This is a genomic window from Hyphococcus sp., assembly GCF_965228385.1.
Classification (GTDB): Bacteria; Pseudomonadota; Alphaproteobacteria; order Caulobacterales; family Parvularculaceae; genus Hyphococcus.
The window spans coordinates 2,658,862-2,683,204 of record NZ_OZ245810.1; the positions used below are offsets into that span (position 1 = coordinate 2,658,862).

Sequence of the window (24,343 nt, forward strand, 5' to 3'; positions counted from 1 at the left end):
CTTTCGAAATCTCCTGCCCATTCGGCGCCAGCTGGGTCATGTTGTAAAATAGAATAATTTGGCTAGGGTATTCCAGAATGTAATACCCTTTGGGGCAACGCAATGAACCTCCGCCAACTGGACGCCTTTCGCGCCGTCATGATGACCGGCTCGGTGACGAATGCGGCTGAATTCCTGCACGTCTCCCAGCCTGCGGTCAGCCGGCTCATCGCCGATCTTGAACACGCCGTCGGCTTCAGCCTGTTCGTGCGCGAAAAAGGGAGCGCGCTGGCGCCGACGCCGGAAGCGGAATCCTTTTTCCAAGAAGTCGACCGCAATTTCGCTGGGCTCGACGCGCTAAAACGGGCCGCCGACGACATTCGAAACTTTCGATCCGGCCAATTGCGGATCGCCAGCCTGCCGGCGTTGGCGATGGGCTTCCTGCCCACCGTTATTCAGAAGTTTCACGCACAGCACCCATCCGTAACCGTGCAATTGCAAACCCGCAGCTCATCGACAGTTCGGCAATGGGTCGCAGCGCAGCAGTTCGATCTTGGCCTCGCCCGTCCCGGCGAGTATCCTGGCGTCGAGGCGCGCCTGTTCACGAGCGTGCCCGGCGTATGTGTTTTTCCGCCAGGTCACCGCATGGGCGCGCTCGACATCATTAAACCGAAAGACTTCGAAAACGAGCCGTTTATTTCATTAGCGCTCGAAGACCTGTCGCGAGCGCGGATCGACCGCGTGTTTGAAAAAGCCCGCGTTTCTAGAAACATCATTGTTGAAACGCAATATGCGGCGACGATCTGCGGCCTCGTTCTCAAGGGCGTCGGCGTTTCGATTATCAATCCGATCACGGCCATGGATTTCATCGAGCGTCATCTCGAAGCGCGCCGTTTCGAGCCGGAGATTCAATTCGAATACATGCTGTTTCTGCCCAAGCACAAACCGCTGTCCCGTCTTACTCAATCGTTTCTGAAAATTCTTGAGGAGGTACGCGACGAAGCACTGGAACTGGCGATGTCGCGAACCGTGAGACTTAAGCGCGCTACGAGGAAATAGTCCGCCCGGCGGAGCGCGATCACAGCATTTAGTGCAGCGTCAACTTAACCGGCCTTAGTCACGTCTTTTTTCCGTGAGACTGCGGAATATGGCGTCTGCTTCGCAGAGTGGAAGTTCGGTACCCCCGTCGAGCCACCAGACCAGCACGGCCATGAAAGCGCCGGCGACGAACTGGACATTGAATTCGCGCGGAATGATATCCGAACCAATGTCCTCGGCTTGGGGAGAAAGCTCGCGACGCATCGGGTCCGCGAGCCTTCCACGAAGATAGCCAAGCACAAACACCGGGTCAGATCGTAAACTAACCCCCGGAAATGACTGAGATGGTAGTGCGAATGCTCAAAAGTGAAGATGCTATATTTGAGGTAGGCGTGCTCAGATGTTTATGAATAGCTGCGCCGCCCAAGGCCCAGCGTATTACGCCACAGAGGCCGCTTCTTTTCAAACCGTCCTGATTGGCGTAGTGCGCGTAAAAAGCGGAACGTCTTATATTGGCGGCGGCGCCAACATCGCCGATGCCTGACTCCCATCACGGGCTACGGCCCGCAACAAACCGGAAAACCATTCCCATTTGCGCACTCAGAACGCACCATCGACCGTTCGTCATTGAACTTTATTGTCGCTCAATAAGAATTGTTGCCATGCATTCGGAGGCTGGAGTGAACTACTATGAGTAGGCGGGAAATTACTGAAAGTTCTGTGCGAAATAAGCCGAGCGTGTTTTCAATCTCTTCGAGAGCCGCACATATCGGGCCCTGCAATGATCACCCGTATCACCGGATGGACCGGCAAAGTCGGGCGACGTCGTTGCTCCGAATTTATCTTGAGACACGAACTGCATTCAACACGGCCAACAGGGCCTGGCGCTTTTTGTCGATTTCTTCTTGGGAGAGTAGTTCGAGAAGGATCTGAGGCAATGTGACCACATGGCCGGCGCAATGGCGAATACGTTCAAGAAATATGGTCTCGCGGGCTGCGTCTGCTGTTTTGACTTGATCAGCGCACACATAGATATCGTAGCCTTCCAGCAGCATTGAAAGAGCAATCTGCGTGACCGCTCCTTCAAGCAAAGCGCCAAAAAGAATCAGGGAGCGTCGCTTTAGTTCACCGAATTTCGCTATGAATGCACTGTCGATGATAAAGTCGCTTTCCCCGCGCAAATCAAGATGTGGCGCAGCGATCGCCTCGGCGAGATCGGCCGCCAAACTCCGTTGCGGGAATTCGCAGGTCTCGGCCTTCGCTCGTGCAAACGGTTCTTCGACAAAAACGACAGCGCAGTTTCCCGCGACCACTATAGGTTCTCCCGCCATTTGGAAAACTCCTGCAAAAACACCAGAAAATCGCTGATCTTGCCTGCTAACGGCAACGCGCTTTGTAAGCAGTTGGCGTCACGCCTACGAAGCGCCGAAAGGTCTCTGAGAAATGTCCGTGGCTCGAAAACCCAAGCGCATGCGCAATCGTCGTGACTGTGGCTTCAGATTTGGCAAGCAGCTCCCTCGCGCGGGCGATGCGGCGCTCCGTGAGGTAGCGGTGCGGCGCGACGCCGACCGAGGTCCGGAACGCGCTTGCGAAATGATGAGGGCTAAGTTCCGCGACACGCGCGAGGTCGGCTTGAGTCAGTTCTTCGCCGAGATGGGCTTCGATGAAATCAGCGACCCGGCGCAGGCGCCGGATTCCAAGACCGCCGCCTGTTGCCTGACTGCTTTTTGCACTGGCGTAGCTGCGGAAAAGGTGCATAGCGAGAACGACGCCTAACGATTCAAGATATGGGCGTCCAGACCATCCGCCAAACTGCAGTTCGAGGCGCAGCTTTGAAACGATGGAGTCGATTTCCGGGTCGCGCATGCCGAACCGCGCATGAATGTCGCCCTCTTCGCGAGCGCTGGTTTCCCGAAAGAGCCTTTCGATGAGCGCAGGCTCGAACGCGACGGTCAGCAGCGTCGGCCTGGCGCTCCACTGCGAATAGCATGGCGTGCCGGGCGGAACGATCTGGGCCGAATTCGGCAGGAGCCAGAAGCGACGGGGTTCATCGGCGCCGGCCGGGCGCCATTCCATCTCAAAGGCGTCGCTCTCAACAACAGCGACGACGAGCTGAGCGGCGCCGATTTCGGCGCCGTCATTCGCCGCGAGACGGCCTCGGCTGACCGTGACGCCGCCGGCGCTCAAGCGACTGCAAAGCATGAAGCCCGGCGACGGCTTCGCGCCCGCGAAGTCGATGAGTTCATTTCGCCGCCAGCGATACGCCGCACCCATCGCAGTCTCAGCGCGCGGCTTCTTGTTCACGGGCGGCCAGGCCATCGTAATATTGGCGCATCAAGTCGTACTGCTCGTCTTTCAGCGCATCGGTGAACGGAAGATGGTCGGGCGCCTGATCGCCAGTGAGCAGGACGCTCGGACACTGGCCTTCGTAATTGCCGAGGCTAGGGAGATGCTGGCGGTAGCCGACGAGCGCCGCCAGTTCCTCCGGAAACGATCGCGCTATGTGCGGCGGATATGCGAGCCACTGGTTTTCCCAGGGCTTCAGCCAGCCGAGACAATAGGACATGATGAGTCCGCGCCGGGGCGTCGCACTCCGGTTTGCGCCGCCGGAATGCAGGGTCGAGCCGAGGAAAAACAGCGCCGAGCCTCTCGGCATGACCGCAGAAACGGCGTCTTCATCAGGAAGCATTTCTTCCGGATCACCGATATGGCTCTTCGGCCAGAGCCGCGTCGCGCCGTTTTCGCCTGTGAAGTCGTCAAGCGCCCACATGACATTGACCATGTATTGCATGGCGCCTTTGGGGCCCGCCCACATGTCCTGGTCGCGATGAGGGGCTTGCACCGGCGCGCCGGGGTGAATCTCGATCGCTTGGGTCAGATTGAGCTGAAGGCACTGGCACCATGCGCCGATGGCGCTTTCGACGACGCGCATGACCGCCGGATGCATGACGATGTCTTGCGCCTCGCGCGAACGCTTCAGCACGGCGCCGAAGCGTTTCGTCTCGGCGCCGTAGAACATGCCCCGACCGAAGGACGCCGCCCTGAAATGCGGATCGAGTTCAGCGCAAAGCCGGTCGATCGACTCCGGATCGAGGAGCGCCGGCGCAATGGCGTAACCGTCTGCGAGGAGCCGGCGTGTGAGCGCATCGACATCGATTTCCGTCGAATCGAAAGTTTGATTAGTCGCGATAGATTGCATGGGACTTTCTCCGATTGTTCAGGCGGCAAGTTCCGATCGATAGAGGGACAGGCGCGGCGCCGCAGGCGAACACCGCCAGTTCGCCGCAAGGAGGCCGGCCGTGTCGCCGTCCATGTGGATCTCGACGGCGCCTGCCGGCGCGCCGCCGGCGACCTGCGGCATGCCGAGCGGCGTGCAACGCCAGCCCGCGGAGAGAAGCTCCGAGAGGAAGGCCATATGGCAGACGGCGGTGTAGCTCTCGACGCCAGCCTTCCTCGCATAGTCAATGATGCCGCGCGCCAGGATATTGCGCGCTGCAATGCGATCCATCTTGCGCAGCGGCAGGCAAAGCCGCGTGATCTCTCGAATAGCGGGCCCTCGCGGAATGGCGGCTTCGCAGAGTTCGGGGAACACCGTGTCGAGGAGATGCGGCCGGTCGGTGCGCAGGAATCGAATTGAGGCGATGTGCCGCTCTGCATCGTCCGAAAGGACGAGATAGGAAGCGTCATCGTCGTCGAAGGCGTCGCGCTCCTCGCCATTTTTATGCGGGAGGTCCCAATGGAAGATATCGACGAAGAGACGCTTGCGGTCGCGATGCATCGATCGCACGAGGTCTGGAAATTCTTCGAGATTGCGCCGGTCGATGAGGCGAAGCATGAACCCTCCACGTTTTGCTGCGTGGAGGATTCCCCGATGTCGCTTTCAAGTCATTGTGCCTTTCGGCACATTGACCGGACTATCGAAGCGCGTCGACTAACCCGATCTGGCCTTCGAAGAGCGCGCGCATGACGACCTGCATGCGGCTGCCGACCTCGTAGTGAGCGCGCGCGTCTTCGATATGCCGTTTCACCGTGCCTTCCGAAATCCCCAATATCTTGCCAATTTCCCAATTGGACTTGCCCCGCGCGGCGAACAGCACGCATTCAAGCTGGCGCTGCGTCAATGGCCCCTTTATTGGACGCTTTGCTTCCGGAAAGGCGTTGAACACCATCGCACGCGCCGCCTGGAATGCGAATCCGCCGATGAGCTGCGCCATTTTGAGATTGTCATGCGGCAAGGCGCGTCCTGCGGCCATTGCAAAGTTGCAGCTTCCGTTTGCCTCACCCGGCACATGAGCGGGAACCGTATATCCATCGTCGATTCCCGCCTTGACGGTCCGCTCGCGGATTTCGCGATGCGCCTCGGTCACCGGAATAAGCGTTGGTATGTCCGACCAGCAGAACCCGACATTGGTGCGCTGGCTCGCCAACAGCACCGGGTCGTTCGCGACGATATTGTCGGCGATATAGCGCTCAATCCAGCTCTCAGGGTAGGTGCCGAGCGCGACGAGTTCGCCTTCCTCCATATGCGTCAAGGCTTCGGAATAACCGCTGAGGTCGACATGATGCATGAGCGCGAAATAGTCAAAGCCCATTTCGGTCGTGATGTCGGCTAAAAGTTCGCGCAGCTCTGCAGGGCCGCCCAGGGTCCGAGCTTTGTCGACAAACGCCTGGACGGCGTTCAGACCGGTCATCGATCGCTCTCTCCTTCCCGACTCGCTCGGAACCGCCATCGAACCAATGGACAAGCGTAATCGAGTTAATTCGAAAATTGACGAAAAGTATTTTTATGGGGTCTATTAATCTACGAGAGTAACAATCTCAGGTAGAATCTGGAAGCGCAATTACATATTTCTGGTTAACTCTAAATATCGAACGCGCACAGCGTTCCTCTAACTGAACGCTCGCGCAAGCGTGCGGGCAGCGTGTTAGCTTAAGGCCGATTTCGGCGATAACGGCGGCGTCTGCATGATTGCGCGAATAGACAACGGCGCTGCGAATGTCGGGACGACCTTCAATAACCGAAAGCATGTTTCGAACGCTGATGGAACGCGTTCTCTCCGGCGCGATCCCTCCAGGTACCAGAATCGAGGCGAATGAAATCGCGGCCGTGGACGGCGTGAGTCCGACACCCGTACGCAACGCGCTAAATCGACTCGCCGGCGCGGGGTTCATCTTATCGCATTCAAACGAAGGCTTTTTTGCACCTCTTCATTCCGAACAAGAATTGCGAGATCTCTACGATTCCTGTTCGGCGTTGCTTAGTCTCGCGATTACGCGCGCCGCAAACGCGCGGACCCCATCTACAATCGACTCTCAAAACGTCCCTTCCGATACGGGCGTCGAGCTGAAAACTGAATTGGCATTTCGAGACATCATGGCCCTTTGCGGCAACAAGCGCCTGTCCGGGGCGCTTGCAGACGCCAGTCTTCATTTAAGACCCATTCGCCGCCTTGAAGGCGAATGGATCTCAAATCGCGATTCTGAGTTGCGGCGTATCCTTCGCGCATTTGCGGCGCTCGATCTTTCTGAGCTGGACCGGCTCGTCAACGCCTATCATCGGCGCCGCATCAGGCTCGTCGCCAAGATCGTCGCGCGAATGCAAGATCACAGGGAGCGGCATGCCAGCGATAGTCGTTCAGCCATTGAAGAACGTGAGTAAAACACCCGTTGCGGAGAATATTTCCGGATAATTCTTTATACTGATTACAAGCGGTTGAATCGTCAGAGTAATCTTCCACTAATTATCTGAGAATTGCTTGGGAGTTTTCGCTCTTCGCGCCTAACTTCATTGCGCCATGCAATTTCATGGCGCAACTGAAAGGAGAAAGACATGAAAAAGCCCGAAGACCATATCGAGAGCGTCGCCGAGCACGACGACGATATCGCCGATCTTGGCGCGGCGAGCGAGCTCACTCAAGGCGCGCCGGGACTGCCCGAGGAATTCGAAAATCGGATTCCGCAGGTCGGGATCTCCGACTGAGCCTGACGGAGCGCGCGGATCCATTTCGCGCGCTCCAGCCTCATGCAACGTGACGGACGACGGCGCGAGCAAAGAGGACGTTAGTCCAAATCAATCCGGTTGAAGCGTAAGGCGATGACTTATTATTTGCCGAAGCATTTGTCGTTTTGCGATTGCGGCGGACGGTTGGTCTTCCTCGATTTATTACGCGATCGCTATTTCCAGCTGTCGCCGTCGCTTGGGGCGGCGCTGGGCGCTTTAATGGAGGACCGCGCAGCGCCAACGCCAGAAGTCGCTGACCTCTTGAGGCGCGGCCTTATCGTCAATGACCCCGCCCTGGGTCAACCGATTGCACCGGTCGAGGCGACGCGGCCGGCCCGCAGCGCCATCGAATATGGCGCGCCTAATTCAGAATCAGCATGGCGCAACGCGCCGGAGGTCGCCTGGCGCCTTGCGCGGACAAGCGCTCAACTTCGCGCCAAACCATTCTGCGCCGTCCTTGAAGATGTGAGGAAAGCGAGGGAGAAGTCACGCCGCTTGCGCCGCGACCTCGACATTCAATCCATAGAGCGGCTGGCTGTGGCTTTTCATCGGGCGCAACGTCTCATTCCGATCAAGCCTGTTTGTTTGCCGGAATCGTTGGCGCTTTTAAGATTTCTACTAAGCCGCGGAGCGCTGGCCGATCTCGTCATTGCTGTTAGCGGTTCCCCCTTTCAGGCGCATTGTTGGGTGCAAGCGCATGATACGCTGCTCAATAACCCGCTGGACCATGCGCTCAGCTTCGCGCCGATCAGAGTCGTATAGTGGGCGCGCAATTTATAGCGTTGTTCTGGCGTGACGAAACGTCATCGGAAGCTGCGCTTCAAGTCGTAGAACGGGCGAAGCGCACGCTGGATCTGAGAACTAGCGCGCGATTGTCGCGCGGCGTCGTGCTTGTGAATTCGGATACGCCTGTGACATTTCTTGAGAATGGCGACGGGCTCATCATCGGGGATATTTATTCGCGCGCAAAGCACAGTCGCTGCTCTGACAAGTTTGACGGAAAGGAGAGCAAACGAATTTCGGAGTCGGACGGGGCTTACCTGTTCGAAGAATTCTGGGGCGAATATGTCGCGGTCCTCTCTCGCGACAATGATCCGTTCCTCTTGCGCGATCCGTCTGGCGGTCTTTCGTGTTACGCGCTGCGCTGCAACAGCTTTGACGCATTCGTTTCCGATGTGGAGTTCGGCGTCTCTCTCGGCCTTGTTGACGGCGAGATCGACTGGAACGCGCTGGCGCAGTGGCTTGTCCAGGCCGGGCTCAGAACTGAGCGCACTTGCCTCAAAGGCGTTAACGAATTTCTCTCGGGCGCATCCTGGTCTCGCAGCGGCGGGACGTGGAGGCGGCAGACGGCGTGGACGCCGTGGACTTTCTCTGCGCCCGGACGGCAATTCGCCGACCGGGACGAAGCCGTCGATGTTCTCCGGGATGCGATCATCCAAGCGACGAAGGCTTGCGCCAAGGGTGCGCGCTCGGCATTGCTGGAAATGTCAGGCGGACTTGATTCGTCGATCGTCGCTGCATGCCTTCAATATGCGGACGTTCCCGTCACTTGCGTCTCGCTCTGGACAAGCGACGCCGGCGGCGACGAGCGCCAATATGCGCAAGACGTGGCTGACCATATCGCAGCGCCCATACATTTCGTGCGGCTTTCCGCTGAGGACGTGGACATTATGGATCTGTCGCCCATTCGTAAGCCGCGACCGCTCGACCATCCACTGAAGCGCGTCTCCGATCTCATCCTCGAGCGGGAGGGCTTCGCCCGCAGCGCGGATAGCTATTTCAGCGGCAGCGGCGGCGACTATGTGCTCGGCTATCTCACGAGTTCAGCGCCAGCGGCGGACGCACTGATCGCGCTGGGACCCGGCCGGACATTTCTGAACGCCGTCGGAGATGTCGCTGAGCTCAATAGCTGCAGCATATGGAAAGTCGGCGCCCTGGCGGTCCGAAGATTGCGGCGGCGATCGGCCCGCAAAGCGGGCGCTTCGCGCGCGTTTTTATCCGGAGACATCGCAGCGCTGGAGACGCAATCGCATCCCTGGCTCGCCGCGCCGCGAAACGCCTGGCCAGGAAAGCTTGAGACCGTCGATTACCTCACGAGATGCCAGGGCATGCGCGAGGAGCGTGACCGGCGCCGCGTCGCCCCCTTAAAAATGCCGCTCCTCACCCAGCCCGTTGTCGAGACCTGCCTGCGCATTCCGAGTTGGATGGCGGTGACCGGCGGGCGCAATCGGGCGGTCGCGCGCGATGCTTTCGCAGACGAACTGCCTGACAAGATCCTGAAGCGCCGAACCAAGGGGAACTTTACGAGCTTCAACGCCGCGATATTCGAACGCAACCGTGCCCTCTTGCGTGACATTCTCCTTGACGGAAGGTTGACGGCGGAAGGCCTCTTCGACAGGCGCGCACTTGAGGATTTTTTCGGCTCCACCCGCCCGCTCACGGGCAACGCTTATGCGAGCGCAATAGAACTCGCTTCCATCGAGCTATGGACCCAAACCTGGCGCTAGCCTGCATCAGCCTCGCGGCGCGCGCGCTCCTTGAGCCAGCGATTTCGCATCTCGTTCCAACGCCGATATTGATCGGCCTTTTGCGGATCGGGGTCGATATAGTCCTGAAGCCAGAAACGGAACCAGTCGAGATTACGATCATAAGCGACGAGCTTATGACGCGGCTGGAACTTGATGTGGGGCTCATGCGGAAACGCCCACAATTCGACCGGCAACCCTTGATCGCGCATCTTGACGGAATACTCGACTGCTGACCGAAACTCCTGCTCGGGCATTTGCATGAGCATCGGCGCATCGAACTTGCTGGCAAAGTAAGCTGGAGAAAGCACGCGCCAGCGGTCGGGCGTTTCTTCCGGTGATCCCAAGCCCCACTGATTTTTCGCCCTTTCCCGAAAGCCCGACTGCAGCGCATGGGACCAGTACCAGGCCGGAGTCGCGGCAGGCGACGACACTGAAGCTGCGGTAAGAAGGTCCGAATGGGAGGCGATCCAGAGCGTTGCTTCGCTGCCGAAGCTGTGGCCGCCCATGCCGACCTTCCGAGGATCGATTGCGCCGCGATCGCTGAGATTGCGGACAATCGCCGTCACTCCTGCAAGCGCTGCGTTATAATCTTCGACGGCGTCGCGCCCGTCCGGCCGAGGCAACTGTCCATTCACACAAAGAGATGCGATGCCTGCTTCGGCGAGCGGAACGAGCGGCCATTCGTCGCCTTCGCCGCCGCGCAGAAAACCGCGGCAGAGATAATAGGTGACGAAGAGCGGCGCCGGCGTTTTTGGATCGTCCGTAGCCGGCGTAAACAGATAGCCAGTGAAAGCACGGCCTTGATCGTCTTTCCACGAGAGAAACTCCATCTGAACGTGCTTGCCGATTAGGGGCGCGCTGGGGTCAAAAATGACGCGACGCTCGCCAGTATCGAGGTCGATCCGTTCCACCCGCGGCGGCGACGCGGCGCTGGCCGCGACGCAGACCGCGAATCGCCGTCCGATCGCGCATGGCGAATACCCATAGCGATCGCCGCCCAGGAGACCATCCGACGTTGAAATTTTCCGAAGGGATCGATCCGCAAGAGCCCAGACATAAAGCGATTGAGCATAGCCGCGCTCCGGATTCCGCACGGTCAGCACAAGTTCGTTTTCGCCGCGCCAAGCCAGGCTATCGATTTTCAATTCGCGACACTCGCCGCAGACGAATTCATCATTGGAACCGCGAGAAGATCGAATCCGCAGATCCATCAACGGCGGCGCGCCGGAAACCGCCGCCGTCCACCGCTCCGCCGGGTTTTGAACGGCCCCGTCTTCCTGATTTCGCTCGCGCGCCTTAAAAGCGCTAATTTCAGTCTTCGCGGCGTCGCGCGTTGCAAGCCGGTCAAGCTCAACGACCCTAAATTGTTTTGGCGCGTTCCAAAGTAGCGTTTGCCGCAACAAGTTTTGGTCCGTGCGCTGGCTGACCAACCGGCCGTTTACCAAGACGGAACGGAAAAGATTTTGGCCGGAATAGATAGTTTCATCCAGAAGTATGCCGCGATCATATTCCTCCTCTTCTGCACGCGCGATCGCCTCGCGCGTCGCGCCGACGCGATAGGTCAGGCGCTTTCCATCGGAAGAGAGGTGATATGCTTCGATATCGGCTGCGTCTTCTGTCACGCGTTCGGTCCGCGTTCCGTCGCGAGCGGCCCGCCAGATTTGGACTTCGCCATCGATCAGCGCCCGATAGTAGATCCATCGCGAATCCGGCGACCATTGCGGCGCTTCGTTCAGCGCTTGGCCGCCATTGCGCAAAGGCACGCCTCCGTCCGCGATCCGGACTGGCGCAGCACTTCCGTCGAGCGGCCCGACATGCCAAACAGAATCGTAAGTATTGCGCTCAATTGAGGCCCGCTCTTCGCAAAACGCGACGGAAACCCCATCCGGCGAGATCGCAACGCCGAAGAAATCACGCATTTCGACCAGCGCACGCGTCGTTAAGTGCGGGTCGCGCGCGGCCGCGGCCTTGCTGATGATTGCGGCGGTCACTGATAAAAAGAAAGCGCTGGCAATTTTGGGAAGACGAGGCATTCGGAGAACTCATGGAGCGGAAGCGGGACGCGCGTTCGGCGCGTCTCGCCTACTTGGATCAGGATCAGAACCTCTTGCGGACCGTCAGCGCGACTAAGCGCCCAAGCGGTGAGGCTGTCGTGCTGTCGAAGAAAATGCCTTCCTGCAAAAAAGACGGACTCAATGCGAAAGGCGGATCCCGGTCGAAGAGATTGGTCGCCGAAAGCGCTATTCGCATGCCGGACAGAAAGCCGCCGTCCCCATCAAAGTCGTATGAGAGGTTGGCGTCGATTGTCGTCCAGGAACCGATTTCCGCATTTGGCGCAACGCCAGTGTCGGTCGAACTCGACACGAAATTCACATTACCGGTGACGGCAAGGCCTGATGTCTCCCACGTCAATCCGCCGCGCGTGCGAAGGTCGGGGACGTTCGCGATCGTTCCGGAAAGCGTGACTTCCGGCGCGGCGGGAACCGACTGCTGACGCAAGTCGATCCAGGTCGCATTGGCAAACGCGCTTAATGCGCCGAATTCCTGCCGATAGGAAACGTCGACCCCTTCGATGCGCTGCGATAAGGCGTTTTGTTGCAAATTCCGGACGATCGCGATGACCGTATCGGGATCGTGGGGTGCGCCGCTTAAGTTCACGAACCGGTTAACCCCTGCAAGGAGGTCGGCCTGTTCCTGCGACGTCGGATCATGATCGATAAAGCTATCGAAGATCGGATTTATCAGCGCCGTCGAAGCAGGCGAGATCGGCGTCACCACGCGGTCGGTGAAATCGATGTTGAAATAGGTCGCGGAAAGAGTGAGCGGCGCGCGGCCGTCGAGGCTGAACTCTCCACCGACTGTCCATGATCGTGAGCGTTCCGGTTCCAGATTGGGATTGCCGCCCGTGACAAAAAAGGCGGCGCCGCCGCTAGCGACGCGAAACGCCGACGCGGGAAATAGCACTGCAGTGCGGCTTTGAAGCAATTGCTGGAACGAGGGCGCCTTGAACGACTTCCCCCATGTTGCGCGCAAGGTCAGGCCTGAGACTGGCTCGTAGCGTATTCCCACTTTTGGCGTCGCCGCAGACCCGAAGTCGCTGCGGTCTTCAAAGCGGCCGGATGCGCTGACTACCAGCGAGTGCAGACCAGGGCGGTCATCTGAATCCGCCACCAGCGGAATGAGCGCCTCGCCGAAAACATATTTGATATCGCGATCACCGCTTATGGCGGACTGTGGCGAGGTTGCGCTCGAAAGATCGAAACTTTCCTGACGCCATCCGCCGCCGAACGCGGTTCGAATATCGCCGCTGGGAAGGCCGCTGATGGCGCCTTCCGCAAGGAATTCCGCGTAGCTCAACCCGTTTTCGTATCGCGTGTTGTTCGTCGTCGCCGGCGAGCGTGACCACTCTTCATTGTGGCTTCGTGAAACGACGCCCGTCACAGCGACGCGCCACTTGTCCGTGGCCTTCCAGTCGAGCGTCGATCCGACGCTGAAAGACGGAGTGTCAATCGAGATGTTTAAGGGCGAGGAGAATGCGAACGGCTGGAACAGATAATCGACATTCCGTTTGCTTGCGAGTGCATCGACGGACAATGAAACCCGATCGCTCAGATCGGCGCCTGCGCTCAAGAACAGAGAATGGCGTTCTTGCGGCTGCAGAAGATGCGCGCCATCGACCGCTTCTGACGTGATGTCCCGCTGTCCGGCGGTCAGACCCTCTTGTTTGGCGTATTCGTAATTTGCGAGCGCGCGCCAGCCGGATCGCGTAACCCCGCCCAACGCGGAATAGGTCTGTTCAAATGCGCCGCCTTGTGTCGCGCCGCTCACGCGCCCAGTGACTTCAGCACCTTCGAAATCATTGCGAAGAATGAAATTCACCACGCCCGCGACGGCGTCGGAGCCATAAAGCGCGGAGGAACCGTCAGCGACGATCTCCACGCGCTCGACGGCCGCCAAGGGTATTCCGGAAATGTCCGCCGCCTGGAAGAACGTATCGCCCGCCAGCCGGCGGCCATTCAACAGAACGAGGGTTGCATCCGTCCCGACGCCGCGCAGATTCACCGTCGATGCGTTGGACACGTTTTGATTGCCGGCTGAGCCGGTCGACGCGATCACGCCGGGATTTTGCCCGCCGGCGAAAACTTCCGGGAAACTACGAACCACGTCGCCGATCTGACCAAAGCCAGATTGTTCGATTTCTTCGCTTGTCACGACCCGCACTGGCGCAGTCGGCGCAGCGCCGCGAATGCGCGTACCGGTCACGACGATCTGGTCGCGGTCCTCGGGCGAATGTTCGCCGCCGCGACTCCGGCGGTTTTGTTCCCGGACTTCGCGATATTCGAGAGAATCTGCCGGTTGAGAAACGCTTGTGTTCGCCGCAGTGCGTGGTTCGGCAGGAACGGTCATGGAGGCGGGCTGGAGCCGCGGCGTGACGACGAGAGTCGTTTCGTTGCGGATTTTATAGGTGAGCGTGCTTGGCGTCAGCAGCCGTTCCAGGGCCTCGAAACTGGTGTACGCCCCCATGAGCGCCTGGCTTTGAACGCCTGCGGCAAGATCGTCCTGGATCAGCACCACATAATTCGACTGCTCGGACCAAGCGATAAGCGCATCCGTCAGCGGCTGCGCCGGAATGTTCCACTGGAGTTTAACGTTCTCGCCGCGGACAGCAGGTTGCGCATCGTAAGCGGCGGCTTCGGCGGCGCAGAGCACCGCTAAGACCGACGCGGATGCGATCATTGCACTTCTCATTTTGTTATTCATTTGTTTTATTCCCCTCCTGACGACCTTCACGCCGCACACGGGCGCTTCGTTCCGGCGCGACATGTCGTTTCCGGTCATGCTGTCGTCGCGATGGCCGAAAACCTGACAGGGGCTTGGGGACTTTTTTTTAATGCCGCAGCAGCAGGCGCCGTCGCCGCGCGCGCCTGGCGGGCATTTGCCGAATGCCGGAGTTCAAAAACGACCGGCGACCAAACGTCAGAAAATCAGTTGGACGCGGCAGCGGCAGGTCTCAGGATGATGCGGTCTTTTCGCGACCGATCGATCTCGATCGGGAGAATGTCGGGAAGGCCTTCGATCATCGCATCAATCTGGTCGGTGCGGAGCGAAGCGACAAGCGGCAGATCGAGGAGGCTGTCGTCGGAGACGACGATCGCAACCTCTGAATAGCGGTTTGCGTCGGTGACGAACTCGCGCAAGGGCGCGCCCCTGTAGGTGAGACGTCCGGCGCGCCACGAGGCGATCGCCGAGGGCGGCGCTTCGACGACTTCGGTGAGGCCTTCGCCTCTCTCCAGCGCCGCGACTTCCTCGCCGGCGGATAGACGCGCTTCGGCGAGGCTTGCGCCTGTTTTGTCGCCCGGCGCATGTCGCCGCACTTCGACATGGCCTTCCGCGACGGAAACGGTGACGCCAGCCGCCCCCTGGCGGACATTGAACCTCGTGCCGGTCACGCGGACTTCCGCATCTCCGGATGACACAAAAAACGCCCGCGCGTCGCCTTTGCGAACATCGAAAAACGCCTCGCCGCTTTGAAGATAAACCCGCCGTTCGCTGTCGGAATAAACGACTTTGAGCCTCGATTTGGGCGCGAGTTCGGCGGCGCTGCCGTCGGGAAGAACGATCTCCGCGGTTTCGGCGGTACGCGTCGCATGGATATTGGGAAGGAGCCAGGCGGGCTGCGTATAAACGATCGCGGGGATAATAAGTGCCAGCGCGAGGCACGCCGCGAGGGCCGCATAGGCGAAGGAGCGCCGTGAAAACCCCACGCCGGCATGTCCGCCGGCTGAAAATCGCCCTTTCGCCGGCGGCGCAAAGTCTGGCGCGGTCGCCAGCTCCCGCAAGTCATCGAGCTCGCCGACAACGTCCCAAACTTCGCGCGCCTCTTCATAGGCGGTGGCATGGCGCGGATCGGCCTTGCGCCATGCCTCGAAAGCACGGCGGTCTTCGGGGGTCGCGGCGCCGCCCTTCAGGCGCCAGAACCATTGCGTCGCCTCGTCGAAGTTTGCGCTATCAGCGTTTTCGGGAGCTGCGCCCATTCAGGTCTTCCGCATGTTGGTTCGCCGGCGCATCATCGAAGAGCTTCAGCATTTCCCTTTTGCAATCGCGCATAGCGCGCGAGACGTGCTTGCTCACGGCGTCGGGTTTCATGCCGAGCCGTTCGGCGATCTCAGTTTCGGTCAATTCCTGGAACCGCGCCAGCAGAAATACCCGCCGCCGTTTTTCCGGCATCGCATCGATAATCGCGCGAAGCCGCACGATCTTGTCGCGCCGGATCGCTTCGTCTTCGGGATTCGGCGATTCCTGGCCCATCGGCGCGACGGGATCGGTCTTCAAGCGTTCAACGCGTTTTTCCTGCGCGTGTTCCTTGCGGTAGTAGTCGGCGAGCTGGTTGCGCGCCGCCCGGAACAGATACTGTCGCATATTGTGGACCGCATCGAGCGAGGGTCGTGCCGCGAGCGCCGCGAAGACCGTGTGCGCGACGTCAGCTGCGATCGACTTCTCAGGGAGCTTGTTGCTGAGGAACGAGACCAGCGGCTCGTGATAGGACCGGTACGCATCCTCAAGATCGAGCGTGGCGGGCGCAGCGGGGGAGTAGCCGTCATCAGGCGCCATCGGACCGCCCCATATTGCGCAGGTCGATCATTGCGCGGCCGCCTTCGTCCGCGCCGAAAACCCCGACAGCCGTTTGAGGAGTTTGCGGACGAGCGCGCGATCGGACGCGTCCGCAATCGCCTGATAGCTCCGGATTAGGTCGATCAGTTCACCTTCGCGCGCCGGCGCCGCTCGCAGATTGACAGTCAGCGGCACCACGAGGATCGGGTTTCTTTTTGTGTTCGCCGACTTGGGAGAACGCCCCGGTCTGGCGCGGAGCCCCGCGTAAAGCGCGCCGACTTCGACGCCCAAAATCTCGGCGGCGCGATAGGCGGTCGAAGCCGCCATCCGGTCCCTGCCGCTTTCGTATTTCTGGACCTGCTGGAGGCTGACGCCGAGACGGCGCCCGAGCTCGGTCTGGTTCAGCCCGCGAGACTGCCGCAACTGCTGAAGCGCCATTCCTAGCGCTCCTTCAATTGAATCCTTCGGCAAAACATCAGCTTTGCTTGGGGCTCGTCGCTGTCCCATCGTCCCGCCACTTGTCCGGCTCCAAGGCCTCGGCAATGCACATACGCATTTTATGCACATGTGCATTTCGGTCAATGGCACTCCTTGGGGCGTGGCGGACCTGAGAGAAATATTGGCCAAGAACATCCGCGCTCTGCGCGGAAAGCAGACGCAAAAGGCGTTCGCGCGTCGCGTCGGCCTTAATCAATCGTCCGTTAACAGAATCGAGCAGGGTCGACAGAATGTGACGATTGACACATTGCAACAACTCTGCACTCGGCTGCGCTGCCGCCCAGGCGACCTTCTACACGACTCCTGAGCAATAAACTCAGGCAACGCGGTAGGGCAGTTTGCGCCACCTTCCGTTCGACAAGACTTCGAATCAATGATGGCAGAAATGCGCAAGTGCATTTTATGCACATGTGCATTGCTACCTGTGGCATCCGGCACATGTGTCGAGCTTTCGGAAAAATCTCGCGCGCAATCTTCGCGTCCGTCGGGGCGAGTTAACTCAAAAGGAGTTTGCTCGAAAGCTCGGTATTGACCAAGCCTCGGTCAACCGGATCGAACTTGGCGAACAAAACATCACAATCGATACGTTACAGATCATCTGTACTAGACTGAAGTGCGCAGCCGGCGACCTGCTGGACAGTTGATTTCTTGATAACATCAATTTCGCTAATTTCAGAACTACGCGGCCACGCAGTTATGTCAGCAAAGACGATAGGATCGAAACGCCATAAGGCGCTCATCGCTATGCTGATTAAGGAGCGAAAAGCCGCAGGCATGAATCAAACCGAACTTGCCAAGGCCCTCGGTCAGTATCAGTCATTCGTCGCCAGAGTGGAAAGCGGCGAACGGCGCGTCGATGTGATCGAGTTTCTCGACCTAGCGAACGCAATTGGGTTTGACCCGAAAAAAGCGATCGCGAAGTTAACGGCTAAGTAGCCGTATTGCGCCCCCGCAGCAGCGTCTCATGCCGCCCCGATTCAAGCCCGCCATTTTCCAGAAACAACACCAGATCCGCCTCTCGCGCCAATGCAATTCTGTGCGTAATGAGAATAAGCGTCGAGCGGCCTCGATAACGTTCTCTCAGCGTGCGGATCGCGCGCGCCTCGCTTGTCCGATCCAGCGCCGAGGTTGTTTCATCAAGAATGACGACCGGCGCCGAAACGCCCGCGAGCCGCGCCAGCTCCAGCTTCTGGGCCTGCCCGCCGGAGAGGCGCGCGCCCTGCTCGCCGACCGCGAGGCCGAGATCGATGGGACGGCCGGATTCATAAAAGCCCCATTCGGCGAGGATCGCGGCGAGCTCCGCCTCGCTCGCATTGGTCGGCGGATAGAGCGCGTTTTCGCGCAAGGTGCGGTTGAAAAGACCGACGGTCTGCGGCGTGTAGAGGACGAGCCGGCAGCGCGCGTCGGGTTCGATATCGCGCAGGGGCCGGCCATCGATCGAGACACCGCCCTCTTCCGGTTCGATGATGCCCGCGATAATCTGCGCGAGGGTCGATTTCCCCGACCCGTTCGGCCCGAGCATCACGACGAAGGCGCCCGGCGGGATCTGCGCCGACGCGCCGCGCAGCACCCATTCCTCGCCATAGCGGAAGCCGACAGCGTCCAGCGCAATCGCGGCGGGACCGGCCGGCGCCGGCGGGTGACACGGCGGCTCGCCAAGCACCTCGCCGCCAAGGTCCAGCGCTTCGCTGATATTGGCGATGGAGACGCCGGCCTGGCGAATGATGTAACCGAAGCCGCCGAGCGGCAGCGCCAGGCGAAACGCATAAGCTTGGAGAAGGACTAAATCGCCGACTGTGAGGCGTCCTGCTACGACGTCAGTCGCAGCAAGACAAAGAAGCACGCTTAAGCCCGCCGCGAGGACGGTCGATTGCAGCGCCGCCGTCGCCGCGATCAGCCGCGACACGGCTTCGTTTGCGCGCCGCCGACCGGCCAGCGCCGCGCCGATGATATCGAGCTCCGCGGCGAGGTTGCCGTTAAAGACGACGCGGCGTGCGTTTCTGACAATATCGCCGAGGGTCTGCGCCTGCGCGGCGACCGCTTCATTAGCGGCGCGCGCCGCGTCCTGAAACTTCGCCGCGCCGCGCCTTGTGGCGACGAGATAGGCGCCGAGCACCACAATCATCATCACGACATAGCGCAGCGGGACGAGCGCAGCGACGATGGCGAGACTGATCAGCGTTTGCGCGATGAGCGGCGCCGCGCGCCACAGAAGGCCGTCGATGACGATCTGGAGACTGAAAGGCAGCCGCTCCAGCACGCCCTGAAGGTGGGCGCTATCGCCTTCGCGCGTTCGGGCAAGGGCTGGAAGCTGCGCCCGCGCAGCATCGAGCACGATACGGCGCGCCAGCTTGTCGATGATCCGTATTGTGAACGCATATTTTAACGCGGTCGTCACGTTTGCTCCGGTCGAGGCAACGACGAAGCCCGAGACGAAAAATACAATCAGGCCGATCGGCGCCGATCCCGCCGTCAGCCCGTCCACCGCGAGCTTTAAGAGCACCGGCGACGAGACGCCAAGCGCAACGTTTGCGAGTTCAATGGCGATCGCTGAGACTGCATCCCGGCGCGCGCCGAACGACGGCCGGCCGATCATCGCGACAAGACGCCCGATCACTCCGAAGCTCGTCACACGGTCACTGTCTCCGCCTCCCCGGGCTGCTACGCGTCAAGTATCGAATAACACTTCCCAGCAGGCTTCCATATTCTACCGGTGGCAGCAGGGGTTGTCAGACACGACTACCATCGAAGCCGGTCTCATGGTTACCTAACTGGTGGCGGCGTCATTTTGAGTGACGCCATTCAAATATCGAGCGAAGGCAATTGGTGTTAGTAATGACCGACAAGAATTCAGGAGATTAAAGCTCAATGCGGCGCGCGAAAGAAGTACATTCTCGGAAGAATTCTTCGAGATCAAAAAAACATCTCGCAACGCAAACTCAGATACCACCCCCCCGCGTTGTGAATAACATTCCACCAGACCTCCCGATCCTTGACGAAGAGTTGAGTATTATCGAAGCCTACCTCAACGAAGTCATCATAGGTATTACAGAGGTGCAGGATCGAAAACGACGTTAAGTAGCCTCGCAATCGGAGACCAAAAGAAGAATATTGATGACAACATTTTGATTTCGCCGCCGACCAAAGCAGAGCCCGATGCCACGTCGTGCTATTTGGTTCTTAGGTGGCGGATGATTGGAAAAGGCGATGATTAAATTCGACATAAAACAAAACGATGTCGCCCTCGACTATACCCCCGAAAACGACGCTTGGTGGGTTTTGCGGGAGCTGAAGACACATCATCAGGTGAGGATAAGCCGCGCCTTCAGCTTCAGGGACAGCGATCTCATTTCCAGGCCGAAGGAAGACGAATTCGGCGAATTGAAACGCGGCGTATTTCGGTTTCGCTTCGCCAAACGAAAGGATGGTTACTTCCGTATCGCAGGGCGCATTCTGGATATGGAAGTTGACGTTCTGATCGCCGACAAAGGCATACCCCTCGAACGCAAACTTTTCGTTGCCGAGCGCAATATCGGCATTTTCAAGCGGATTGCGAAGGTGAAGCAGGACGGCGGCGATATTGTCGTCGGGGGCGACCGTGACGGCGCGATCCCGCTGGATGTCTTCCGGGAATTGCTCGACCGGTTTCCCAATACCGGCGAACTCAATCGCTATGCGGCCGCGCGTGTCGAAGCGATTGTCGGCGAATTCTTCGACGGAGTGAGCGACGCGCGTGAAAAATACGAGACTTACCTCAGCAAACGAAAATCGTCGGTAAGCAAGAAACCGCTCAAGCAGGAATCGCTCTTACAGGCGGAAATCGACAAATATGTCTATCTCCGCGATACAATTACAGCCTGGCTAGAGAAGGCGGAGTCCTATTCCGAACGGGACTGGCAGGAGATGATTACGAAAGTGATCCTGTTGCTCCTCCCAAAATATGTCGCTGTGCTGGAAAACGTCCGGATTTCGGATTTTTATTCATCGCCTGACAAAACAAAAAAGCGGTTTATCGACCTTTGCCTCGTTGACGCCGGCGGCAATATCGATGTCATTGAAATAAAGAAACCATTCGACAATTCCGTGTTGGCGAAAACACGCTATCGCGACAATAATTTGCCGACCCGTGAATTATCCGGCAGCATCATGCAGGCGGAGAAATACCTGTTTCACTTATCGAAATGGGGCGTCGAGGGCGAGCGCCAGTTGACCAAACGACACGCAAAAAGATTGCCAAATGGAATGCCGCTTCGCATCACTAATCCGAAGGCGATCATCATTCTGGGGCGGGACCGCTCCACAAAACACAGCGAGGCCTTGACGCCGGATCAAATGTTCGATCTGGAAGTCATCAAGCGCAAATACGCCAATATGATGGACATCCTCACTTACGATGATCTCTTGCGCCGCCTGAACAATACGATAGCGTCGCTCACCGACAGAAAGGCGGAAATAGAATAGAGCTTGTTAATCGCTGTCGCCAGCGCCGATATTATCCCAGTTTTCCGTAAGATAAGTCGCAATCCCTTTCCCCGGCGCATAAAATTCATAGAGCCTTGCGAATTCCCGCCGCGCCGCCTCATAGGAATCGTCGCTGATGACACGCCGTACTTTTGCAAGATACTGAAGCGCAAGGCTCGGCGCACGCGACATTCCCTGATTGCAATGAAAGAGCACTGCTCTTCCCGCGTCCCAATGTTCCTTTGCGAACCGCATGGCTTCAGTAAACAGCGCGGGCTTGAACAGCGGAACCGGCGGATCGATCATATTGAGGTAAAGATCGTTTCCGGATTCGATAACGAGATAATTCGGGTGTGCGTTGTCGAGATTGCCCTTGTATCCGACGGCTCTTTGGTGACAGGGCGATTTGCAGGCGTGAACGATCGCCCTTTCGGCTTCTTGTTGCACAGGCAATTCGCGACCGGCCGGGTCAAAACCACTCGCCGGCCCGCAGCCCGGACAGGCATATTCGCCAGCAATGAAAATACGGTTGTGAACTTCGATCATGAATGCGGTTCGATCCTGAATGTTTGGCCCCGCTAATGGCTCGCTTGTTTGGCGCCGGACGGCCTAATCTATGCAAGCAAATGGAAAACGCCAGACGTCCCAGATCAGCATTACGATATACAGTCGACAATTCCGGCAAATGGACCATAATTCGGCGCACTTCCGCTATACTTATAATTGGACATGTTGAATACAAGCGACCTTGCCGGGATTGAATATCATGGCGTTGCCGGTTCCACACAGGACTGCCTAACCGCCGTGCAGCGGCTTTTATATAGTCCTGCTTATCTGCAAAAGGCTCTGATCCTGACATCGCGTCATCGCCAACATCCGCATCATGGTTTGTTGCTTTTGACGGAAGTAGGGGATTCAATAGCCATCAAATCGGGATTTACTTCAGGCTATGGCGGAGAAGGCCCGACAGGTTTCTCCTGCGCTCTCGCATTGCTAAGTCTCCATGGTGTCGAAATTGAAGAAATCGACATCGATCATGCTTTGCTTGAACGCCTGGACGCCTCCGCATTCACCAATGCTGACATGGAAGCGATAGTGAGGACGCCGCCGCTGCGACCGCGTGAACTCTGGGACTATGTCTATCCCGAACATTATTCCTTGATCGAAAGGAAAAACATCTGGCGGCGGTGGGATCCGATTATTCCCATGCAGATTATCGACGACCGATTGCTTGACCTGGCGGTCGCCTTTTGGACCGATCCGGACAGTGCGCTCCTCAAAGCGCATCGCCGTCTTGAAACGATCGTCCGCGAGCGCATTGGAGCGAACGGAGACATGGACGCGAAAGGCGGCGCATCACTGATATACGCGCTCGCCTTTCAGGGGGACGCTTCAAAACTTACTTGGGAGGGCCTCGGCGCTGCGGAGCGGCAAGGCCGCGCCGGCCTTTTCATCGGCGCTGTCGGCGCCCACCGCAACGCACGCGCACATCGCGAAATCGATGCGCCGGCGCACGACCTCTTAAGCGAATTTTTGCTGATCAATCATCTTTATCAGCTTGAAAGGAGCGCGGTCGAGGCGCCGTCGAGCGCTGACGAGAAAGACACCCCGCTAGATCCGTAACCCCATTTGAAACGCACTTACTGGCGTCTGCCAGGCTGTGCGCCCTCATAATCTTTTGAAAATGCTAGAAAAATAATTTCCACTTCGGTTTTCCGGTTTTCGCCGCTTATTCCGATTACCTTATTATGAAGGGATAAAAACCATGGTTGATGGGGCTCCGAAACTGTCGCCTGATGCAAATCAAGCACGGGGGAGAGGAAATGCGCAGGATCCGCCGGCGTTGGAACCGCTTAAGGGCTACAAGCGGTTGACAAAGACGACCGCACAGATTTTGGGCGCTTGCGAACTCGACGGCGCGGCGCTGCTTACAAGCGCGCGGCAGAAAGATGAATCGGTTGACGGGCACTTATCGGCTGAAGCATTGGTCTACTTCATTCGCCGTTCTCTTCGCGACAATGACCTCACGATTCGCGACAACCTCTTCAAAGAGCTGTTTGAGCGGTGTCAGCCCTTTTTTAGAGGACAGTTTCGCGGATTTGATCGCCATACCCGCGAAGATTTGCAGAGCGAGGTTATGAGGGCGCTCGTCGAGGATTTATTCGCGCCCGATAGCCGCGGCGACTTCATGCAAGTGCGCTTTTGGGTCTATCTGAAAAGGCGAACAATTGACGCATGCCGTGAGCACTTCAAACACTCCGATGTGACGGAGAGTCTCGACACGGGCCTTTTAGGCACGGGAAAGAGCGACGGGCGGACGCTGCTTGATCGCAAACCAGACCAGCAACTCTCTCCGGAAGAGCTGGTCTCGCTAAGGACTGAAATCGCGCAGTTGTCGCCAAAGCTGCGCGAAGTTTTTATGCTTCGCCACTATGTCGGGCTCAAAATAGGGCCGGACGATCCCGACGAAGTCGCCAAGAGCGAGCTGACGCTTGCCCGGCATTACAACCGCCCCGGGCGCACGATTCGCAATTGGTTAAAGGAGGCGTCCATGCAACTGGAACGCTTCCGGGAGAAGACAGATGGAAAATAAATCTCGCATTGAACTCGCCAACGCGCTGGATGAATTTGTCGCGGAGAATGAACGCCCGACTGCTGAAAATCTCGCAACGCTGATCAAGCGCTACCCGCAACATGAAAAAGAGTTGATTGAATTTGCAGCGAGCTGGGCGCAACAATTGCTATTGCCGCCTGAAGACGAACTTGGTCCGGAAACGGAAAAATCGCTTATTGATCGAACAATGAGCCATATGCTGAATATTGCATATCAGAACGAAAAATCAGGCTTAGCCGGTGTTCAACAAGAGCAACCGATACAAAGTTTGACTGATGAGGCGCGACGCCTTGGAATGAATGCGAAGGACTTGGCTGCATCGTGCGATCTGGACGTGTTGTTAGTGACAAAGCTAAATTCTCGTCAAATAGATCCATTAACGATCCCAGTTCTGTTAATTCAAAATCTTGGAGATCGTTTAAGTCGATCATTTGAGACAATCGCTTCATATTTGCAGTTGCCGCAGGCGGCAGTTTCAAAAAAGGCGTTTTTATCACGCAGCAAACCGTCTCGAGTTGAGCAACAAAGTTTTCCCGACGCCATTCGCGCCTCTTCACTGCCCGGCCCTGATAAAGAACGCTGGCTCGCTGAAGCTTCAAAAGAGGAATAAGC

25 protein-coding genes are annotated in these 24,343 nt (G+C 58.2%); 12 read left to right on the forward strand and 13 right to left on the reverse strand.

The features are described from left to right. Positions 1–102 precede the first annotated feature (102 nt). A complete protein-coding gene (locus ACQK2Q_RS12395; RefSeq protein WP_425410051.1) occupies positions 103–1,038 on the forward strand; it encodes a LysR family transcriptional regulator in 936 nt (311 codons plus the stop codon). Positions 1,039–1,092: 54 nt separating this feature from the next. Here ACQK2Q_RS12395 and ACQK2Q_RS12400 read toward each other — a convergent pair whose 3' ends face one another. The 6 genes from ACQK2Q_RS12400 to ACQK2Q_RS12425 all read right to left on the reverse strand — a co-directional run bounded on the left by ACQK2Q_RS12400 (position 1,093) and on the right by ACQK2Q_RS12425 (position 5,708). Beyond that, the gene (locus tag ACQK2Q_RS12400; protein WP_425410052.1) at positions 1,093–1,281 is read right to left on the reverse strand and encodes a TetR-like C-terminal domain-containing protein; all 189 of its coding nucleotides are present in this window, start codon (positions 1,279–1,281) and stop codon (positions 1,093–1,095) included. Between the two features lie 575 nt (positions 1,282–1,856). Next, positions 1,857–2,243, reverse strand: a complete 387-nt coding sequence (locus ACQK2Q_RS12405) for an isochorismatase family protein (RefSeq protein WP_425410053.1) — start codon at positions 2,241–2,243, stop codon at positions 1,857–1,859. Between the two features lie 151 nt (positions 2,244–2,394). Next, positions 2,395–3,321 (reverse strand): helix-turn-helix domain-containing protein, encoded by a 927-nt coding sequence (locus ACQK2Q_RS12410; protein WP_425410054.1) that lies wholly within the window; start codon positions 3,319–3,321, stop codon positions 2,395–2,397. Then, positions 3,299–4,216: a phytanoyl-CoA dioxygenase family protein gene (locus tag ACQK2Q_RS12415; protein ID WP_425410055.1), complete on the reverse strand. Its 918-nt coding sequence runs from the start codon at positions 4,214–4,216 to the stop codon at positions 3,299–3,301. The genes ACQK2Q_RS12410 and ACQK2Q_RS12415 overlap by 23 nt, the downstream gene beginning before the upstream one ends. A gap of 18 nt (positions 4,217–4,234) precedes the next feature. Continuing rightward, positions 4,235–4,852, reverse strand: a complete 618-nt coding sequence (locus ACQK2Q_RS12420) for an acyl-homoserine-lactone synthase (protein WP_425410056.1) — start codon at positions 4,850–4,852, stop codon at positions 4,235–4,237. 79 nt (positions 4,853–4,931) lie between these two features. Continuing rightward, positions 4,932–5,708 carry a LuxR family transcriptional regulator gene (locus tag ACQK2Q_RS12425; RefSeq protein ID WP_425410057.1) on the reverse strand — a complete coding sequence of 259 codons (777 nt, stop codon included), beginning with the start codon at positions 5,706–5,708 and terminating at the stop codon, positions 4,932–4,934. Positions 5,709–6,013: 305 nt separating this feature from the next. Between ACQK2Q_RS12425 and ACQK2Q_RS12430 the strand changes: the two genes are divergently transcribed. From ACQK2Q_RS12430 to ACQK2Q_RS12445, 4 genes are all read left to right on the forward strand, one after another. Beyond that, on the forward strand, positions 6,014–6,676 hold the full coding sequence (locus tag ACQK2Q_RS12430) for a GntR family transcriptional regulator (protein ID WP_425410058.1): 663 nt from the start codon (positions 6,014–6,016) through the stop codon (positions 6,674–6,676). 171 nt (positions 6,677–6,847) lie between these two features. Further along, the gene (locus tag ACQK2Q_RS12435) at positions 6,848–6,997 is read left to right on the forward strand and encodes a benenodin family lasso peptide (protein ID WP_425410059.1); all 150 of its coding nucleotides are present in this window, start codon (positions 6,848–6,850) and stop codon (positions 6,995–6,997) included. 114 nt (positions 6,998–7,111) lie between these two features. Then, positions 7,112–7,780 (forward strand): lasso peptide biosynthesis B2 protein, encoded by a 669-nt coding sequence (locus ACQK2Q_RS12440; protein WP_425410060.1) that lies wholly within the window; start codon positions 7,112–7,114, stop codon positions 7,778–7,780. Then, the gene (locus tag ACQK2Q_RS12445) at positions 7,780–9,525 is read left to right on the forward strand and encodes an asparagine synthase-related protein (protein WP_425410061.1); all 1,746 of its coding nucleotides are present in this window, start codon (positions 7,780–7,782) and stop codon (positions 9,523–9,525) included. The genes ACQK2Q_RS12440 and ACQK2Q_RS12445 overlap by 1 nt, the downstream gene beginning before the upstream one ends. Here the strand turns inward: ACQK2Q_RS12445 and ACQK2Q_RS12450 are convergent. From ACQK2Q_RS12450 to ACQK2Q_RS12470, 5 genes are all read right to left on the reverse strand, one after another. After that, a complete protein-coding gene (locus ACQK2Q_RS12450; protein ID WP_425410062.1) occupies positions 9,522–11,579 on the reverse strand; it encodes an Atxe2 family lasso peptide isopeptidase in 2,058 nt (685 codons plus the stop codon). The two genes, ACQK2Q_RS12445 and ACQK2Q_RS12450, sit on opposite strands and share 4 nt — an antisense overlap. A gap of 64 nt (positions 11,580–11,643) precedes the next feature. Next, positions 11,644–14,283 carry a TonB-dependent receptor gene (locus ACQK2Q_RS12455; protein WP_425410063.1) on the reverse strand — a complete coding sequence of 880 codons (2,640 nt, stop codon included), beginning with the start codon at positions 14,281–14,283 and terminating at the stop codon, positions 11,644–11,646. 248 nt (positions 14,284–14,531) lie between these two features. Beyond that, positions 14,532–15,581, reverse strand: coding sequence for a FecR family protein (locus tag ACQK2Q_RS12460; RefSeq protein WP_425410064.1), 1,050 nt, complete (start codon positions 15,579–15,581; stop codon positions 14,532–14,534). Next, entirely contained in the window at positions 15,556–16,158 is a 603-nt protein-coding gene (locus tag ACQK2Q_RS12465) for an RNA polymerase sigma factor (RefSeq protein WP_425410065.1), read from the reverse strand. Before ACQK2Q_RS12465 ends, ACQK2Q_RS12460 begins: the two co-directional genes overlap by 26 nt. A gap of 27 nt (positions 16,159–16,185) precedes the next feature. Beyond that, positions 16,186–16,596 carry a helix-turn-helix domain-containing protein gene (locus ACQK2Q_RS12470; RefSeq protein WP_425410066.1) on the reverse strand — a complete coding sequence of 137 codons (411 nt, stop codon included), beginning with the start codon at positions 16,594–16,596 and terminating at the stop codon, positions 16,186–16,188. Positions 16,597–16,723: 127 nt separating this feature from the next. Between ACQK2Q_RS12470 and ACQK2Q_RS12475 the strand changes: the two genes are divergently transcribed. From ACQK2Q_RS12475 to ACQK2Q_RS12485, 3 genes are all read left to right on the forward strand, one after another. Beyond that, positions 16,724–16,963 (forward strand): helix-turn-helix domain-containing protein, encoded by a 240-nt coding sequence (locus ACQK2Q_RS12475; RefSeq protein WP_425410067.1) that lies wholly within the window; start codon positions 16,724–16,726, stop codon positions 16,961–16,963. Positions 16,964–17,096: 133 nt separating this feature from the next. Continuing rightward, positions 17,097–17,300 (forward strand): helix-turn-helix domain-containing protein, encoded by a 204-nt coding sequence (locus ACQK2Q_RS12480; RefSeq protein ID WP_425410068.1) that lies wholly within the window; start codon positions 17,097–17,099, stop codon positions 17,298–17,300. Positions 17,301–17,400: 100 nt separating this feature from the next. Further along, positions 17,401–17,592 carry a helix-turn-helix domain-containing protein gene (locus tag ACQK2Q_RS12485; RefSeq protein ID WP_425410069.1) on the forward strand — a complete coding sequence of 64 codons (192 nt, stop codon included), beginning with the start codon at positions 17,401–17,403 and terminating at the stop codon, positions 17,590–17,592. Here ACQK2Q_RS12485 and ACQK2Q_RS12490 read toward each other — a convergent pair. Continuing rightward, complete coding sequence (locus ACQK2Q_RS12490) at positions 17,585–19,288, reverse strand: ATP-binding cassette domain-containing protein (RefSeq protein WP_425410070.1); 1,704 nt, start codon at positions 19,286–19,288, stop codon at positions 17,585–17,587. The genes ACQK2Q_RS12485 and ACQK2Q_RS12490 overlap by 8 nt on opposite strands. A gap of 575 nt (positions 19,289–19,863) precedes the next feature. Here ACQK2Q_RS12490 and ACQK2Q_RS12495 point away from each other — a divergent pair. After that, positions 19,864–21,117, forward strand: a complete 1,254-nt coding sequence (locus ACQK2Q_RS12495; protein WP_425410071.1) for a Shedu immune nuclease family protein — start codon at positions 19,864–19,866, stop codon at positions 21,115–21,117. A 6-nt stretch (positions 21,118–21,123) separates the two neighbouring features. Here the strand turns inward: ACQK2Q_RS12495 and ACQK2Q_RS12500 are convergent, their stop codons facing one another. Then, entirely contained in the window at positions 21,124–21,663 is a 540-nt protein-coding gene (locus ACQK2Q_RS12500; protein ID WP_425410072.1) for a hypothetical protein, read from the reverse strand. A 183-nt stretch (positions 21,664–21,846) separates the two neighbouring features. Between ACQK2Q_RS12500 and ACQK2Q_RS12505 the strand changes: the two genes are divergently transcribed. The 3 genes from ACQK2Q_RS12505 to ACQK2Q_RS12515 all read left to right on the forward strand — a co-directional run bounded on the left by ACQK2Q_RS12505 (position 21,847) and on the right by ACQK2Q_RS12515 (position 24,341). Then, positions 21,847–22,740: a TIGR02391 family protein gene (locus tag ACQK2Q_RS12505; protein ID WP_425410073.1), complete on the forward strand. Its 894-nt coding sequence runs from the start codon at positions 21,847–21,849 to the stop codon at positions 22,738–22,740. Positions 22,741–22,987: 247 nt separating this feature from the next. Beyond that, positions 22,988–23,710, forward strand: a complete 723-nt coding sequence (locus ACQK2Q_RS12510; protein WP_425410074.1) for an RNA polymerase sigma factor — start codon at positions 22,988–22,990, stop codon at positions 23,708–23,710. Continuing rightward, on the forward strand, positions 23,700–24,341 hold the full coding sequence (locus ACQK2Q_RS12515; RefSeq protein WP_425410075.1) for a hypothetical protein: 642 nt from the start codon (positions 23,700–23,702) through the stop codon (positions 24,339–24,341). The genes ACQK2Q_RS12510 and ACQK2Q_RS12515 overlap by 11 nt, the downstream gene beginning before the upstream one ends. The last annotated feature ends 2 nt before the right edge of the window (positions 24,342–24,343 follow it).